12 protein-coding genes are annotated in these 15,907 nt (G+C 42.8%); 5 read left to right on the top strand and 7 right to left on the bottom strand.

The window, feature by feature from the left end:
• Positions 1 to 147 precede the first annotated feature (147 nt).
• Positions 148 to 576 carry a peptide-methionine (R)-S-oxide reductase MsrB gene (gene msrB, locus AAEY78_RS08745; RefSeq protein ID WP_352338966.1) on the bottom strand — a complete coding sequence of 143 codons (429 nt, stop codon included), beginning with the start codon at positions 574 to 576 and terminating at the stop codon, positions 148 to 150.
• Between the two features lie 578 nt (positions 577 to 1,154).
• On the opposite strand from msrB, the gene AAEY78_RS08740 reads away from it, so the two are divergent.
• Complete coding sequence (locus AAEY78_RS08740) at positions 1,155 to 2,864, top strand: aminotransferase class I/II-fold pyridoxal phosphate-dependent enzyme (RefSeq protein WP_502943725.1); 1,710 nt, start codon at positions 1,155 to 1,157, stop codon at positions 2,862 to 2,864.
• 141 nt (positions 2,865 to 3,005) lie between these two features.
• Here the strand turns inward: AAEY78_RS08740 and AAEY78_RS08735 are convergent, their stop codons facing one another.
• The gene (locus AAEY78_RS08735) at positions 3,006 to 4,610 is read right to left on the bottom strand and encodes an inorganic phosphate transporter (protein ID WP_352338964.1); all 1,605 of its coding nucleotides are present in this window, start codon (positions 4,608 to 4,610) and stop codon (positions 3,006 to 3,008) included.
• A gap of 607 nt (positions 4,611 to 5,217) precedes the next feature.
• Positions 5,218 to 6,933 carry an ATPase gene (locus AAEY78_RS08730; RefSeq protein ID WP_352338987.1) on the bottom strand — a complete coding sequence of 572 codons (1,716 nt, stop codon included), beginning with the start codon at positions 6,931 to 6,933 and terminating at the stop codon, positions 5,218 to 5,220.
• Between the two features lie 421 nt (positions 6,934 to 7,354).
• On the opposite strand from AAEY78_RS08730, the gene AAEY78_RS08725 reads away from it, so the two are divergent.
• From AAEY78_RS08725 to AAEY78_RS08710, 4 genes are all read left to right on the top strand, one after another.
• A complete protein-coding gene (locus tag AAEY78_RS08725) occupies positions 7,355 to 8,068 on the top strand; it encodes an FFLEELY motif protein (RefSeq protein WP_352338963.1) in 714 nt (237 codons plus the stop codon).
• Positions 8,069 to 8,117: 49 nt separating this feature from the next.
• A complete protein-coding gene (gene ubiE / locus AAEY78_RS08720; protein ID WP_352338962.1) occupies positions 8,118 to 9,251 on the top strand; it encodes a bifunctional demethylmenaquinone methyltransferase/2-methoxy-6-polyprenyl-1,4-benzoquinol methylase UbiE in 1,134 nt (377 codons plus the stop codon).
• A gap of 223 nt (positions 9,252 to 9,474) precedes the next feature.
• Positions 9,475 to 10,185, top strand: coding sequence for a ubiquinone biosynthesis accessory factor UbiJ (locus tag AAEY78_RS08715; protein WP_352338986.1), 711 nt, complete (start codon positions 9,475 to 9,477; stop codon positions 10,183 to 10,185).
• A 93-nt stretch (positions 10,186 to 10,278) separates the two neighbouring features.
• Positions 10,279 to 11,940, top strand: a complete 1,662-nt coding sequence (locus tag AAEY78_RS08710; RefSeq protein WP_352338961.1) for an ABC1 kinase family protein — start codon at positions 10,279 to 10,281, stop codon at positions 11,938 to 11,940.
• A 100-nt stretch (positions 11,941 to 12,040) separates the two neighbouring features.
• On the opposite strand, the gene ruvB is transcribed toward AAEY78_RS08710, so the two are convergent.
• The 4 genes from ruvB to AAEY78_RS08690 form a co-directional block, all read right to left on the bottom strand.
• Positions 12,041 to 13,021, bottom strand: coding sequence for a Holliday junction branch migration DNA helicase RuvB (gene ruvB, locus AAEY78_RS08705; RefSeq protein ID WP_352338960.1), 981 nt, complete (start codon positions 13,019 to 13,021; stop codon positions 12,041 to 12,043).
• Positions 13,022 to 13,220: 199 nt separating this feature from the next.
• Positions 13,221 to 13,841, bottom strand: a complete 621-nt coding sequence (gene ruvA / locus AAEY78_RS08700) for a Holliday junction branch migration protein RuvA (RefSeq protein WP_352338959.1) — start codon at positions 13,839 to 13,841, stop codon at positions 13,221 to 13,223.
• A 95-nt stretch (positions 13,842 to 13,936) separates the two neighbouring features.
• Positions 13,937 to 14,974, bottom strand: coding sequence for a class II fructose-bisphosphate aldolase (gene fba, locus AAEY78_RS08695; protein ID WP_352338958.1), 1,038 nt, complete (start codon positions 14,972 to 14,974; stop codon positions 13,937 to 13,939).
• A gap of 381 nt (positions 14,975 to 15,355) precedes the next feature.
• On the bottom strand, positions 15,356 to 15,796 hold the full coding sequence (locus tag AAEY78_RS08690) for a hypothetical protein (protein WP_352338957.1): 441 nt from the start codon (positions 15,794 to 15,796) through the stop codon (positions 15,356 to 15,358).
• Positions 15,797 to 15,907 lie beyond the last annotated feature (111 nt).

The following is a 15,907-nucleotide window of genomic DNA, read 5'->3' as shown; positions in this document are numbered from 1 at the left end:
GCCTGTACTTAGCTTACTAACGACCAGTTACCTTTCTCTATAAACAACTATTCCGATTTAATCTCTAACCTTCTGTACTTTTACCCTACTTACGCTTTGCCCGACTTGCGTTTTAGCCAATTTATCAATAGGCACAGGCGCACTCGTCTATTCTTTAGTATCAGCATCCAAATCAATAGAAACAGAATTGATGCAATAGCGCATGCCTGTGGTTTCGCGTGGACCGTCAGGGAATACGTGCCCTAAATGCGCGCCGCAGTTGCTACAAGTGACTTCTGTACGGGTCATGCCTAGTGAATTGTCCACATGCTCTGCAATAGCATCATTGTCGATGCCTTGATCAAAGCTTGGCCAACCACAGCTGGCATTAAATTTGCTGCTTGAGTCAAATAATTTAGCCCCACATCCTTTACAACGATAAATACCGCTTTCATTGGTTTCGTTATAAATACCGGTAAAAGGACGTTCCGTGCCTTTCTCGCGCATGACATGATATTCATCGGCGCTTAAACGTTGTTTCCAGTCTGCTTCTGTCAATTGGGAGATTTCTTCTTGGGTAAGTTGACTGTCTTGCATGGTATTTCCTTATGAATTAATAATGAGTATGTTAAGAGTGCCATACTAGATATCACGATACCGTATTTACACTTATAGGTGCAATGCGTTGCCGATAGTTTTTACCAAATCGCCACGTGTTTTGTCCGATTTATTCACTTCAAAAGTGTAAAGCCAGTTTTTTATTAAAACAGTATTTTTTATGGAATACTTGTAATGGATAAAATAATCTTTCTTATTGGTAATCAAGTATAAAAAATGGGCATTAAAACTTATGATGCAAGATAAACTTGCATTGAAAGTAATTTTACAAAAATAGGCTTGCTCAATAGCTTAAATCTTACTAAAATCTTGCATTAGAAACTAAAAAGCAAGTTTATCTTGCTTTTTACCCTAAATATTAAGATTACTATTTATAAAATTGGTGAGCTGACAGTGGACACTAATAAAATATAAATGGATGAATAATAGTGTTCCTGCTTATAACTATGTTTACCTTTATATTTCTCGTTATATCTGTAACGATGGATTTACTACCATTTAGATTTGCTAAGTTTGCATAAAAGGCTTGAACAATTATGAATGCTGATAAAGATAAAATGGCTCAAGCTGAGCGCTTGGTTCAGTTGCGCCGTAAAAAGGGAATGACTGCTGAACAACTGGCACAGGCCATGACTGAAGCCGGTACTAAGGTCAGCCGCGGAGCTATTTCTAACTGGGAGCGCGGTACTAATGGTATTGTTTCCTCAAAACTGCCGGTGCTGGCACGCATTTTAGGCTGTAGTGAAGGTTATTTATTACGCGGTGACCTTACGGTTGACATTCATGATAACCGCGATACTATTGGTAAGATTAATAAGAACCAAATGCATAATCATCAAACACAAATGGACGATAATAAGAAGGGAATTATGACTACGAACCAAACTGGCAACCTTGATGCCACCTTAACTGACCCTACAAATACGCAAGATACTTCTGATTCCCCATTAATAACTCAAAATGAGCATTTAGAAGCAAAGGCAAACCCAACTCACCAACCTTCAACCAATAGCACAACTACGGATGGCAGTTCTATGAGCTTATTGAAAAAATCTGATAAATTAAAAAGCGTATGTTATGACATTCGTGGTCCATTATTGAAAACAGCCAATAAAATGGAAGCAGAAGGTCAACGTATTTTAAAGCTAAATATTGGCAATCCAGCTCCTTTTGGTCTACATGCACCGCATGAAATCCTACGTGATGTGGCATTGAACTTGCCTGAAGCGATTGGCTACTCTGACTCACAAGGTATCTTTGCAGCGCGTAAAGCGGTCTTGCATTATTATCAATCAAAAGGCTTACATTCTGCGGTTAATGTGGGCGACGTGTATTTGGGTAACGGTGTATCCGAGCTTATCGTGATGACCATGCAAGCGCTGCTAAATGATGGTGATGAAGTATTGATTCCAATGCCAGATTATCCATTATGGACTGCTGCAACCAATCTTGCTGGCGGTACTGCGGTACATTACCGTTGTAACGAAGACGACAACTGGCAGCCAGATATCGAAGATATCAAATCTAAGATCACCAGCAAAACCAAAGGTATCGTGGTTATTAACCCTAATAACCCGACCGGTGCGCTGTATTCAAATGATATTTTAAAACAAATCATTGAAGTGGCCATTGAACATGACTTGATTATCATGGCTGACGAAATTTATGACCGTGTGCTTTATGACAATATGGTGCACACGCCAATGTGCACCTTGACCAATGATGTATTGGTATTGTCTTATAACGGTCTATCAAAATCGCATCGTATTGCTGGTTTCCGTGCTGGTTGGATGATGTTGTCTGGTAAAAAACAACATGCTGCTGACTTTATCGAAGGTTTAGACATGCTTGCCTCGATGCGTTTGTGCTCAAACGTACCGGGTCAATATGCAATTCAAACCGCAATGGGCGGCTATCAAAGCATGAAAGAGCTGACCTCAGAAAAAGGTCGGTTACACAAGCAGCGTGAATTGGCAATCACTCGTTTGAACGCCATTCCTGGTATTTCTTGCACCATGCCACAAGGCGCATTTTATTGCTTCCCGAAAATGGATCCTGCCGTTTATCCTGTCAAAGATGACATGAATTTTATGATGGATTTATTACTTGAAGAAAATGTGTTGATGGTACAAGGTACGGGCTTCAACTGGGATGCGCCTGACCATTTCCGTCTTGTCTTCCTGCCTAATATGCATGACCTAGAAGATGCTATGGATCGCTTGGATCGCTTCTTTGCTAAAAAACGTCAGCAATATGGCACAAACTAAGCAATAGATTGCATAGATGACTTATCGATAAAAAGATAAGTCATACTACAAAAAAACGCTTATCGGCATATAGCCAATAAGCGTTTTTTATTGTTTTAAATGGAGCCATAAAGCCTTATTACGGACTCTATGGCATGGTATTTAGAAAATGCTAGTCAACACCACATAACTGATTGCCGACATTATAGCTGCAGCAGGAAGAGTGATCACCCAAGCCAAGCCAATTGGTTTCATCAGTGCCCAGTTGGTGTCTCTATTAACGATACCAATGCCTAAGACCGCACCAACTAAAGTATGCGTGCTTGATACAGGCAAGCCCATTGTTGATGCGCCCATAACAACAGCAGCAGCAGCAAGTTCAGCTGAGAAGCCAGAAGCTGGGTGCATTTTTGCCAAGTTCGTACCTACGGTTTGAATCACTTCTTTACCAATAAACCATAAGCCTACAATCAGAGCCACACCAAAGGTCAGCATAACTGCAGGTGGAACTGCCGCTTCTGTTGAGATGCTGTTAGTACGGATAACGTCCATAATCGCGGCGAACGGACCAACAGCGTTGGCAATGTCGTTTGAGCCATGACTAAAGGCAAACGCCGACGCGGTAAAGACCTGCATCCAGCTAAACATAATAAAGGTCGCTTTGGTCAAGTCTTCTTTATGCTTGCCGCGGATACTCTTAGTATAAATATAGGTCGCAAGCCAGACTAGCGCTGCGATCATGCCCATGATTAAAAAGCCTTGCAGCGTCGTCATACCGTTATTAACGTTTTTTAGACCCTTAAAGATGACTAGCGATGCCATCACTGCACCGCCTGCTGCTGCAATAATAGGCACCCATTTCTTAAGTGCTTTTAGGGTGTCGAGGTTGCTGCGCTCATTTTCAATCTCGTAAAGCTCTTTGTAATAATCCGTTTCTAAATCTTCAATGACGCAATCATCATCTCTATAGATTTCTTGGTCACGTAACATCGCTGAGGTATAAGCCAGTTGTTTTGACTCGGTTAGACTTTCCAAATACTCTTTATGTGTTTGCTTGAGCGCCTTTTTACTGTCTTTTAAAGTGGCTATATGTGCCTCAGTTTTATCATTATATTCAATGATGTTTTTCTTAATCTGTCCATATAGTAGATAAGAAAATACGCCACCCAGTAGTGGAGATAATACCCAAGAGATTGCAATGGTGCCAATCGTGCCCCAATTGACGGTAGATAACGCCATTTCAGTACCGCCCAAAGTAATACCCAATACAATGGAGCTACCAACCACGCCGCCGATAATGGCATGTGTGGTCGAAACCGGCAGACCTTTTTTGGTGGCAAATAATAGCCAAAACGCAGCAGCAATCAAAGCGGATAGCATGACATAAATGAACTGATTTGGCGTCACCGACAAGCCGTCTAAATCCACAATACCACTACGAATGGTATCAGTCACCTCACCGCCTGCCAGCACTGCACCTGATACTTCAAATATCGCGGCGATACCAAGCGCTTGAGGAATCGTTAACGTCCCTGCTCCAACTGAGGTACCAAAAGAGTTGGCAACGTCATTACCGCCAATATTAAATGCCATAAAGACGCCAAAAGCGGTGGCGACAATAAATAGCGGCGTCTGCTGATGCAAAGTGTAATCAAGACCCCACCACAAAAAATAGGCGGTCATTCCGATTAATAAAAGAGCAAAAAATAGATTAACTTTCATAGTGCCGGTGTTAACCGACTTTATAGATTGGTTGCTAATACCCATAATTGGTATGCCTTGCGTGAACTTAGTGAAGATATCTGCAATTGATAATATTACTCTTATGTGTACGGTATCAATAAAACAACACTCTATTACCACCAGTGAAGTAAACTTAGACACGATCCCATAAGTAAAGCAATATCATCTCCTCTTGATATAAAGATAATGTAAAAAAGCAAACCATAAAAAACTTACAAAATAATGACAGAGACTCTGTTAAATAGTCCTCTGTCTAAATATAAAAACACTTTGCAATAATTTTTAAGATTTTTAACATAAATGTGTAATACAAAACAATGCATCAAGGATGAGACATATCGGCAGATAACAAAATAGATAAAGCTCGATTTATAAAGCAGTTCATGAATATCTGTCTTTAATATAATATCTTGTCAGCTGAGATTCTTACTGCCTGTATCGTCATTGATGACGCACGGAAATGTGGTTATTACTGTGGTTGATAAATGATGTTGATAAATGATTATAAAGTGACGCAATGATGGACGCTCTGTTAACTTGCGTTCATTATTGCGTGCCTATTATATTCAATATGAGCAGACAATACATAGTGAAGGTGAATTTTTTTTCAAAAACTGCCTGTAAAGTTCACTTATAACCGATTTTTAAGCTGAAAAATAGCGTAATCGAGCACCTGCAAACGGGCTTGGCGTTTATCATTACTCGCAACTACACACCAAGGAGCAGCGTCTGTATGCGTACGCGCCAGCATATCTGCGGCGGCTTGCACATAATCTTGCCACTTATCACGGTTACGCCAATCGTCATTAGTTAACTTAAATTGCTTGTATGGCGTATCGTCGCGTTCTTCAAAACGTTGCAATTGCTCTTGTTTATCAATTGCTAGCCAGTATTTTAATATAATGATGTCCGACTCTACCAAACTTGCTTCAAAGCGATTGATCTCAGCATAAGCGCGCTGCCATTCAGCAGGCGTTGCAAATTTCTCGATGCGCTCGACCAAAACTCTGCCATACCACGTCCGATCAAAGATGGCGATACGGCTCAGTCGCTCGGTCTGCTCATTGGGCAGCCTTGTCCAAAACCGCCATAAATACGGATGCTGTAACTCATAAAGCATCGGCACACCAATATTGTGAATTTGATACTCACGGGGGTCAAGCGGCGCAACCAAGCGCTTGATTGCACCACCCTTACCGGCAGCATCCATACCCTCAAAAGCAAATACTACATGTCGCTTACCACGCGCTCTTAACAGTTTGGCTAGCATGGCTTGTTTGCTTGCCAATTGCTGATGATAAACTGCTTTATCCATCTCTGCTGACTGAATATTCATTAATATTTTAGGTATTCCCACTGGTACAAATAGCGCCGTTTCATACGCCAAGCAGGCGTTAATATTGTCATTGTCGGTTATCAGTAACGAGTGACTGTTCATACCTTTATCCGTCTTGTCAGACTCGATTTTTTTGCAGTTTTCCTCTTTTTTACTGTCTTGACTGTTCGTATTAGTGCTATCGCATTCATCGCTACTCTTGCGCGCGGTATCTAATAGCTGACTACTTGCTAATGCAGATTGCATGGCTTGCAGCACTTGATGACAAAAATTGGTTGCGGCTTTTGATTTGTCACTGTCATCAATGATAATCCAATCGCCTTGTTGACTTAATAGGGTGACGGCAACTTTATTAAACTCTTCGACAATATGATTATTATTCCAGTCAATTTGATATAAAAACTCTGGATCTACTTCATCATCGTTTAAGCGCGCCTGTAAGGTTTCTGCATCAACATGAAACCAGCACTTTAATAGCTTAGTCTGATTAATCGCAAGGTCACGCTCAAAAGCTTGCAACTGTTGCAGTTGCTGCTGCAAATACTGCTGCCATGCTACGAGAGGTAGTTTTTTACTGGTTACCATGCTCATGACGTTATACAGCAAGTCGGCATACCAATTGCCAAAGTAAACCATCACGTCGCCGTGGCGCGGCATCATTTTAATATGCGCCTGCCAAAGCGGCTGATGGGACAAAGATGGGTAACCAATGGTTGCTTCGACCTTGAGCAGCCGCGGATCGACCCATTGGCGTAGCTGAGTAACTGCCGTGCCTTTGCCTGCCTGCTCCATACCATTAACCAATACCAAGAGCCCAGTGGGTTTGACTGGCGTCGGTGAAGCTTGCTGGCGCGTGGCGCGTAGGGCACGTTGAGCGCTCACCAATGCCAATCTGAGCTCGTCTTCATTTAAAGAGAACTGGCTGAGTGGATTCGGTGATAGACACGCTGTTATGTCCTGTTTACTCACCGGTGCGTGCAGTGCTTGCCTTGATTGTTGTGGCACTGGCATTACAGTCTCTTTAGCTGATACCTTATTTCTATGGGCTTTAGGATCAGGCTTAGTCTGTTTTTTATAGCTTGGCTTGCGGTTTACGGTATTATTTGTCATGGCTATTCTCATTATCTTTAGCAAAAGTGGCACAGCTGGCAGCGTAAGAGGCTTAAATTGGCAGTAACCAAATCATAGCATTCACGATGACTATAAATCATGCTTACTATAAATAATACGTCGATGTAACCATTTGCTATTTGTATTCTGCCATCTTTTATTTTAAGGTGACATACTGAATCTACAATATGCTTTATACTTACTTTTGTTGTCTCTTCTTTAGCCACGATTTTTAGCATTATCCATTGTATAAATTATTTGCCAACTTTTTGATATCCGTATTGTTTACGTTAACAACCCTACTTATAGAGGTCTACTCGCCATGTCTGCACTATCTGAACTACAACAACATCTTACCCGTTATTGGGCGCTACCTTATCATGACGATGTAAGCCTTGAAGCTAAGCTGGTCGACGTTCAGGCATGGCAACGGGCGCGGCTACAGCGTACCCATAGTGAGTTATTTGAACAACCAAAAAACAAACCAATGGCAGAGTATTTTCTGACTCAATTATATGGTGGCGGGGAATTTAAGCTATTGGCCAAACAGCTGGAACGCATTTTACCAAAAGCTAAGAAACTTGAGCGGTTGGCAAAAGAAACGGTTCTTGAAACCGGTAGTATGGCCATTCAAGCAGCAATTTTAGCGATTGAGCTGGATATGCATTTGGCGCAGTGGTTGGTTACTCAAGACTTACCTGTAAATGAAGAAAATGTGCTTGCTGCGTATCAAGCAATTGATGAATCGGCTGAACGCCGCGTACAAATCAATAATCTTAAAGACGTCTGCTATCGTACGGATAAATATTTGAATTCATTTATGCTGAAAAAGGCATTTGCGTTGGCGAAAGGCACCGCTTATAAACATAACTTCCAACCGATGTACGACTTCATTGATGCCGGCTTTAAAGCCATGAAACCACTTGATAGCGTGGGCGGCTTTATCGAACCTTTCTGTAAACGTGAGCTGTTGATTATTGAGCAAGTCCATGCAGCTGGCAATGAAGGCAAGGTTGACTCATTTACTGTATCATAGCCTTATCTTTTACCGTAACATTCATAACAACAAATTAACGGATACCTTTATGTCTGATTCATCAAATGATTTACCTGATAAATCGAATCCTGTTGCAAAGTCAGTAACAGCAAACGGTCATATTCAAGACAAACTTATCAAAGACAGCATTGCTAACAGCCAAGATATTAGCGCCAAAGCACAAGCACGTAACAGTGCAATAAATGCAACGTTAGAAACGCCTGCGGCAAATGACTTTACCCAAGCAAAAGACCTGCCAGTTGGTACACCACAAGGTCAGCAAACGATTGCACCTACTGACAGTGCTGCTCATAGTTCTAATGATAGCGCTGACAATAGTAAGGGTGAAACCACTGCCAGCGATAAGGCAGCCGCGGTAAAAGCGGCGCTGTTTCATGAGCGCGACGATATCAATAATCCGCACACTCCGGATACTGATGGTGAAGAAAAGACGCATTTTGGCTATAAAACGGTCAATAAAGCAGAAAAGCAAGCGCGTGTGGCGGATGTTTTTACCTCAGTTGCCAAAAAATATGACATTATGAATGACCTTATGTCATTTGGTATTCACCGCTTATGGAAGCGTTATGCCATTAGCTTATCGGGCGTGCGCGCCGGTCAGCATGTGCTTGATATTGCCGGCGGTACGGGTGATTTGGCAAAAGTATTTAGCCGTGAAGTGGGTAAAAATGGTCATGTGGTATTGTCTGATATCAATGCGGCAATGCTCGAGGTTGGTCGTGAGCGCTTGATTAATGCTGGCTGTAATAACGTTGATTTTATCCTAGCCAATGCCGAAACCCTTGCCCCATTTGAAGACAACAGCTTTGATTTAGTCACTATCAGTTTTGGGTTACGTAACGTGACTGATAAAGATGCGGCGCTACGTGCCATGCACCGTGTGCTTAAGCCAGGCGGTCGTTTATTGATTTTAGAATTCTCAAAACCTATCTTTGAGCCTTTATCTAAAGCTTACGACTTGTATTCATTTACCGCATTGCCGCTTATGGGTAAACTGGTCGCTAATGATTCTGAAAGCTATAAATACTTAGCAGAGTCGATTCGCATGCATCCGGATCAGCAGACGTTAAAGCAAATGATGGAAGAAGCAGGCTTTGAGAATTGTGACTTTAATAACTTGACCGCTGGTATTGTAGCGGTACATCGCGGCTTTAAAGCGTAGTCACTTTTAAAAAGCACAGTCACTTTTTAAGGTTTTAAGCTATTAATGTGTTGAGCGCTTAAAACTTTAAGAGCTGTCAGCTTAATCAATGTTTTAATATAAGGGCGATAACTCTAAAATGTATCGCCCTTATTCATATCACTACTTATTATCTGACCCGTTCAATGAATAATCTTTTGATTAATCCTTTATCCTATCAAAGAATTCAATAAGAGAGACTATGATGCTCACTGTATTACTTTTGGCAGGTGCTGAAAAGCTTATTAATATAGCAATTGGCAGCGACGAAATTACTAAGGCAGGGCTTGCGCCGCTTACTGGTAAAGTATTGCGAATAAAGATGGCAATGCCTGAACTGCAATTCGATATTTTATTCAATCATGAGCATGTTCGTTTTGAGCCTGTGACTACCAATCATGTTTTTGAAGCACAGAGTGATACCAATAACTATAGCAATAATGAGCGCATGCAAGCGGGTAAAAATAGCGCACGTATCGGCTATAGCATACCTGACTGTACCCTCACTGTTGACAACCCTGCCCAACTGCTTAACTTAATGCGCAGCGCTGAAGGTAATCTACCGATTGCGGGTGATTATAAAGTGCTGATGCAAATTAAGCAGTTGGTTGCTGGGTTTGACCCTGATATTGCAGGACAGCTGGAGCCGTTAATTGGCAAACCAATGGCAAGCCAATTACAGCTGCTTATCTCGCAGCTTAAACGTAGCTTTGGTGAAAATGCCAAACGCACTTTCGGTGATGTGAGCGACTGGGCAAATGAGATAGTGGGCAACGGTACACCTGACCCTGATGATAAAGCACAATCGAATGAATTAAAGCAGCAATTGTTAAAGCTACGCGCTGATGTTGAGCGTGAAGAAGCACGACTGCAGGCGATTAAAGCTGAACAATCGCGCTTGAGTCATCATCAATAATAAGTATTGCCTACACACTTATATTCTCTCACTTCATATAGCCATTTAGCATTATTATCTAAAATGGCTCGTTATTTAGAGTAACCATCGCCCATGCTATTATCTCATCGTGCCCGCCTACTTGAGCTTTGGCGCATTGCGGCAAGCTATCGCATTGATACGCACTTTCCGCTAGAAGACGCGCCGCAGCTGCAAACGCTTACGCGGCTTATTCGATTGCATCCCGCGGCTTGGGGCAAAAAGCATCAGCCAAATGCGATTAAGTACGCGCTGGAAGATATGGGCACGCTGTTCTCAAAGCTGGGTCAATTGCTCTCTACGCGCCGCGACCTTGTGCCGCCTGAGATTATTAGCCAGTTGGCTCAGCTCCAAGACCAAGTCAAACCATTCCCAGTTGACATTGCCATCACTCAAATCGAAGATACCAAACATGGTTTAGGTCAATCTCTTGCTACGCTTTTTGCTCGTTTTGACAGCAAACCGTTGGCAGCAGCGTCTATCGCGCAAGTCCATACAGCGGCACTAAAAGATGGTCGTGAAGTGGTGGTAAAAGTGGTGCGCCCTGATATTCGACCCATTATTATTGCAGATTTTGAATTATTACGGTCGCTGGCTCATTGGCTATCAGCGCGTGTCGAGGCAGCACGCGCGGTACATATCATTGATATTGTTGAAGACTATCGGCAAGTAATGCTCAATGAGTTAGACCTCACCTTAGAGGCAGAAAATACCACGCAAATGCGTAATAACTTCTTAGGCTCAGCGTTGATGTATGTGCCAGAAGTTTATGACGCGGCTAAAAATGTGCTGGTGATGGAACGTATACAAGGGGTTCCTATCTCCCAAACTGAGCTTTTTGATACATTAGGTTACGACCGCGCTGCATTGGCAGAAAAAGGTCTGACGATATTTTTTACCCAAGTATTTCGTGATAACTTTTTTCATGCCGATATGCACCCGGGTAATGTCTTTGTGGAAACGCCGCCCCTCCATACGCTAAACGCTACAATGTCGCCCGTAGATTTGGGGCATGAGCCACGTTATATTGGGCTTGATTGCGCCATTATGGGTACTTTATCGCACAACGATCAGCTGATTGTGGCACGGATGCTGCTAGCAGTAATGAACAATAATTTTACTGCCTTAGTCGATATTGTCAGCCGCGCCGGTTGGATACCACCAAACACAGATAAGCATGCTTTAATGCGTGATATGAGTCGTACTGTCGCGCCTATGTTGCAAAAATCCATTAACGATATCGACTTTGCGGGCGTATTGATGCAAATATTGGATATCGCCCGCCGTCATCATATGACCATTCCGCCACAGTTAATGCTACTGCTAAAAACTTTGGTGCATGTTGAAGGTTTAGGGCGTGACCTCTACCCTGACCTTGATATTTGGGCGCTTGCCAAACCTATTTTAAGCAGCTGGGTAAAAGAACAACTCGACCCAATGCGCAACTTACAACAGCTGCGCGAGCGATTACCGGAGCTATTATTATCTGCCACTGATATTCCAAAATTACTTGATAATGGCTTACAAAGCCTCGCCTCACAGGGTGCGCGGCAAGACAGTCAATTACGTGAAATACAACAAATCAGAGCGGATATTCTTAATGACCGCCGCCGTGACTGGATAGCGCTGGCAGGGTTTGGGCTGTGTATTGCCATTGCAATACAGATTGCTGGTTGGTTATCAATTCTGTTTTATATCTTAGCCCTATTCACTGTTATCTGGCGCATCTTAGCCTAATATTAAGACCTATATACTGTTAAAGACTACTAATACTTCAAATAGAAAAAAGCCCATACTTTATTAAAATATGGGCGTTTTATAGTCAGAAAATCAGTTATTACATTTGATCGATTGCCATTTGAGTGAGCACCCGCCCGCGTGCGGTTCGCAGTACATAGCCTTGCTGAATTAAATACGGTTCAATCACATCTTCTAGCGTACCGCGATCTTCCGCCATAGCCGCCGCAATTGCTTCAACTCCCGCAGGACCGCCATCAAAGCGCTCATGTAATATCTCAATATAGCGTCTGTCTAAATGATCCAAGCCCCGTCTATCAACTGCCAGCATATCGAGCGCACTTGCCGCAATTAACCCATTAATACTACCATCGCCTTTGACTTCGGCATAATCACGCACACGGCGCAGTAAGCGGTTGGCAATTCGCGGTGTACCACGCGCACGACGCGCAATCTCAACCGCCCCATCTTCACTCATTGGTACACGCATGAGCCTTGCTGCTCGACTGACAATCGTAGTCAAATCAGCAATATTATAAAACTCTAACCGCTGCACAATACCAAACCGATCGCGTAATGGCGAAGTTAATAACCCAGCGCGCGTGGTTGCTGCAACCAAGGTAAACGGTGGCAAATCAAGCTTAATTGAGCGTGCCGCAGGACCTTCACCAATCATAATATCAAGCTGAAAATCTTCCATAGCCGGATAGAGTATTTCTTCAATAACAGGGCTAAGACGGTGGATTTCATCAATAAACAGTACATCGCCTGCTTCTAAATTGGTGAGCATCGCTGCCAAGTCGCCTGCGCGCTCAAGCACTGGTCCTGACGTTGAGCGCAAATTGCCACCCATTTCACGGGCGATAATATTAGCAAGGGTCGTTTTACCCAATCCTGGTGGACCAAAGATTAAGGTATGGTCAAGCGCCTCATCACGTGCCCGTGCAGCACCAATAAAGACTTCCATCTGCTCACGTACCACCGGCTGTCCGATATATTCAGCCAGTAACGCTGGGCGGATATTCGCATCAGGAGCATCACCTACCCCTTCTAGCGGATTAATCAAACGGTCTTGGCTCATAGTTTTTATCATTATATAGTCAGAGGAAAAATAGGAGAACTGTAATAAACAGCATAACCAAACCATTAGAATAAGTCATGCAAAAACGCTAAAAAAGAGGCTTCAACATAAAAAAAGCGACAACCAGTGTCGCTTGTTCATTAATAAGATAATAGTTTGATGGTAAAAGACTTTATAGGTTTATAAAAAACAAAGTCACTTAAAATCCAGACAGCTGTTGCAACGTTGCTTTTAGTAAGCCTTGTGTATCTTCAAAAATATCACCGTTACTTTTCGCCGCTTTTATCGCTAATTGCGCCTCTTTTTCTTTATAACCCAAGCTCATTAGTGCGCCTTCTACTTCAGCGATGATGCTACCTTCGTGCGACACTTGCACCGATTGCGGGATATATTCTAAGTGACTGCTATCAACTTCGATATTTTTCAGCTTGTCTTTTAGCTCAATTAATAAGCGTTGCGCTGTTTTTTTACCAATGCCCGGAATACGCATTAGAGCGGTTTCTGAATCTTGCTCGACATGCATCTTTAGCTCAGCTGCGGACATCGCCGACAACATCGCTAGAGCCATTTTTGCCCCGACACCGTTAATTTTAATCAGTTGCCGAAACACATCACGCTCTTTACGGTCGATAAAACCAAACAGCAATTGCGCATCTTCACGCACATGGAAATGTGTCCAAATGCTTGCTTGCTGGTGCAGCTGCAACTGGCAAAATGATGGCAGTGGCAGCTCAATATCATAGCCCACGCCAGAGGTGGTCATGATGCACGCCGTTGGTGCCATCAAATACTGCACCTGTCCGGTAATCAATCCGATCATAACCTTCCCCTATTAGCATCAATTATCTGTGATTGATCATAGTATAAGATGAGCTGTTATACCGCTATCAAACACCATCACTTCACATTATTTATTTACGCGTAAAAATCTACCATACCTTCAAGGCTAATCGGACGAATCTTATCCGCTTGACCCGCTGAACCAAAGGCTTCAAAACGATCCACACAAATAGCTGACATGGCAACCATTGACGCTTTAAAATATTTACGCGGATCAAATTCACTAGGGTTTTCTGCAAGGAATTTACGGATAGCGCCAGTTGATGCCAGACGTAAATCAGTATCAATATTGACTTTGCGCACACCATGTTTAATCGCTTCAACGATTTGCTCAACCGGCACGCCATACGTTTCGCCAATATTACCGCCATTTTCATTGATAACTTTTAGCCACTCTTGCGGTACTGAAGATGAACCATGCATCACTAAATGGGTATTAGGAATACGCGCATGAATCTCTTTAACCCGTTCAATGGATAAGATGTCGCCCGTCGGTGGACGGGTAAATTTATACGCGCCATGACTGGTGCCAATGGCAATGGCTAATGCATCGACGTTGGTGTCTTTTACAAATTGCTCTGCTTCATCCGCACTGGTTAATAACTGTTCGTGATCAAGTATGCCTTCTGCGCCAGAACCATCTTCTTCGCCAGCCATACCGGTCTCAAGGCTACCCAAACAACCAATCTCACCTTCAACAGACACACCGCAGGCATGGGCAAACTTGACCACTTCACGAGTCACGCTAGCATTATAATCATAATCCATTGGCGTTTTGCCGTCTTCTCCTAGCGAGCCATCCATCATCACTGATGAAAAACCAAGCTGAATCGAACGCTGACATACCGCTGGTGACATGCCATGATCCTGATGCATGACGACTGGAATATGCGGCCATTCTTCAATTGCAGCCGTAATTAAATGCCGTAAAAATGACGCTCCTGCATAGCCACGTGCGCCTGCACTTGCCTGCACAATCACTGGTGAGTTGCACGCATCTGCTGCCATCATGATTGCCCGCATTTGCTCTAAGTTATTCACATTATAAGCTGGGACACCGTAGCTATGTTCAGCAGCATGGTCTAAAAGTTGACGCAAGGAGATTAAAGCCATAACACATTCTCTAATTGAGGTTTAAAAATAGTGACCTAATGAGATAAAGGGTTTAAAACATATCATGCACAAGAAACCGTACCAAAAAATCTTAGCAAACGCTCAAGGTTAGAGCTAAAAAATGAGCCCTCTCAGATACGCGCTATAAACCTTTATTCTCACGCGCACATTATAGCAAGATTTGTCCGCTTCTCGCACAGGTTAGGATAGTATTTATCTATCCAATAAGTACTCTATCTATTTTACTGCCCTGTTAACCATATATAAGTACAATAAAAGCGAGTATCATCATCTCATAAAAAAAGCCCTGATAGGTATCAAGGCTCTTTGGCAATACACTTATATCCATAAAAGAAAATTCAGATATTAATGGATTAAATATTAGTACTTTTGATCTTCAGAAACGGCATCTTTCACAGCAGGGTCAGCTTGCAAATCAGTTGCAGGCTTCGCTGCAGCATCAGCAGCAACATTAGATGCGCCATCAGCTACCGCATTGGCACCTTTAGCAACAGCATCAGCAGTACCTTCAACGGCTTTATTAGTGCCATCAGCGATTGCTTCGCCAGTATTTACTACTGCACCAGCAGCGACAGCGCCTGCCGTTTTAGCACCATCAGCAATCTCTGCACCAGTATCTTGAGCCGCTAATTCAGCTTCAGCAGCAGCTTGGTCCGTGTTCGCAGCGATATCATCGCCTGCAGATTCAGCAGCTGCTTCAACGTTACCGGCATCAGCTTGTTCTTCTGTTTGTTGACTACATGCAGTAACTGCAAAAGTACCAGCAAGAATGCTAGCAAGTAACAAATGACGTTTTAACATAATAAACCTCTAGTAAATAATGCATGTCACATACGTGGTGACGTTATTTTATAGTCAGCAAATACAACATGCAATAACAATTTTTGGTGTATGAACAATATAATAACTGCT

The organism is Psychrobacter sp. 16-MNA-CIBAN-0192, from assembly GCF_040309565.1.
Taxonomy (GTDB): domain Bacteria; phylum Pseudomonadota; class Gammaproteobacteria; order Pseudomonadales; family Moraxellaceae; genus Psychrobacter.
Note: the sequence above shows the minus strand (reverse complement) of the source record. Positions and strands in the feature narration are given on the sequence as shown.

Bases quoted from the DNA above. Each gene is read 5' to 3' on its own strand.
- msrB (WP_352338966.1), bottom strand. From the start codon at position 576: ATGCAAGACAGTCAACTTACCCAAGAAGAAATCTCCCAATTGACAGAA.
- AAEY78_RS08740 (WP_502943725.1), top strand. From the start codon at position 1,155: ATGGCTCAAGCTGAGCGCTTGGTTCAGTTGCGCCGTAAAAAGGGAATG.
- AAEY78_RS08735 (WP_352338964.1), bottom strand. From the start codon at position 4,610: ATGGGTATTAGCAACCAATCTATAAAGTCGGTTAACACCGGCACTATG.
- AAEY78_RS08730 (WP_352338987.1), bottom strand. From the start codon at position 6,933: ATGCCAGTGCCACAACAATCAAGGCAAGCACTGCACGCACCGGTGAGT.
- AAEY78_RS08725 (WP_352338963.1), top strand. From the start codon at position 7,355: ATGTCTGCACTATCTGAACTACAACAACATCTTACCCGTTATTGGGCG.
- ubiE (WP_352338962.1), top strand. From the start codon at position 8,118: ATGTCTGATTCATCAAATGATTTACCTGATAAATCGAATCCTGTTGCA.
- AAEY78_RS08715 (WP_352338986.1), top strand. From the start codon at position 9,475: ATGCTCACTGTATTACTTTTGGCAGGTGCTGAAAAGCTTATTAATATA.
- AAEY78_RS08710 (WP_352338961.1), top strand. From the start codon at position 10,279: ATGCTATTATCTCATCGTGCCCGCCTACTTGAGCTTTGGCGCATTGCG.
- ruvB (WP_352338960.1), bottom strand. From the start codon at position 13,021: ATGAGCCAAGACCGTTTGATTAATCCGCTAGAAGGGGTAGGTGATGCT.
- ruvA (WP_352338959.1), bottom strand. From the start codon at position 13,841: ATGATCGGATTGATTACCGGACAGGTGCAGTATTTGATGGCACCAACG.
- fba (WP_352338958.1), bottom strand. From the start codon at position 14,974: ATGGCTTTAATCTCCTTGCGTCAACTTTTAGACCATGCTGCTGAACAT.
- AAEY78_RS08690 (WP_352338957.1), bottom strand. From the start codon at position 15,796: ATGTTAAAACGTCATTTGTTACTTGCTAGCATTCTTGCTGGTACTTTT.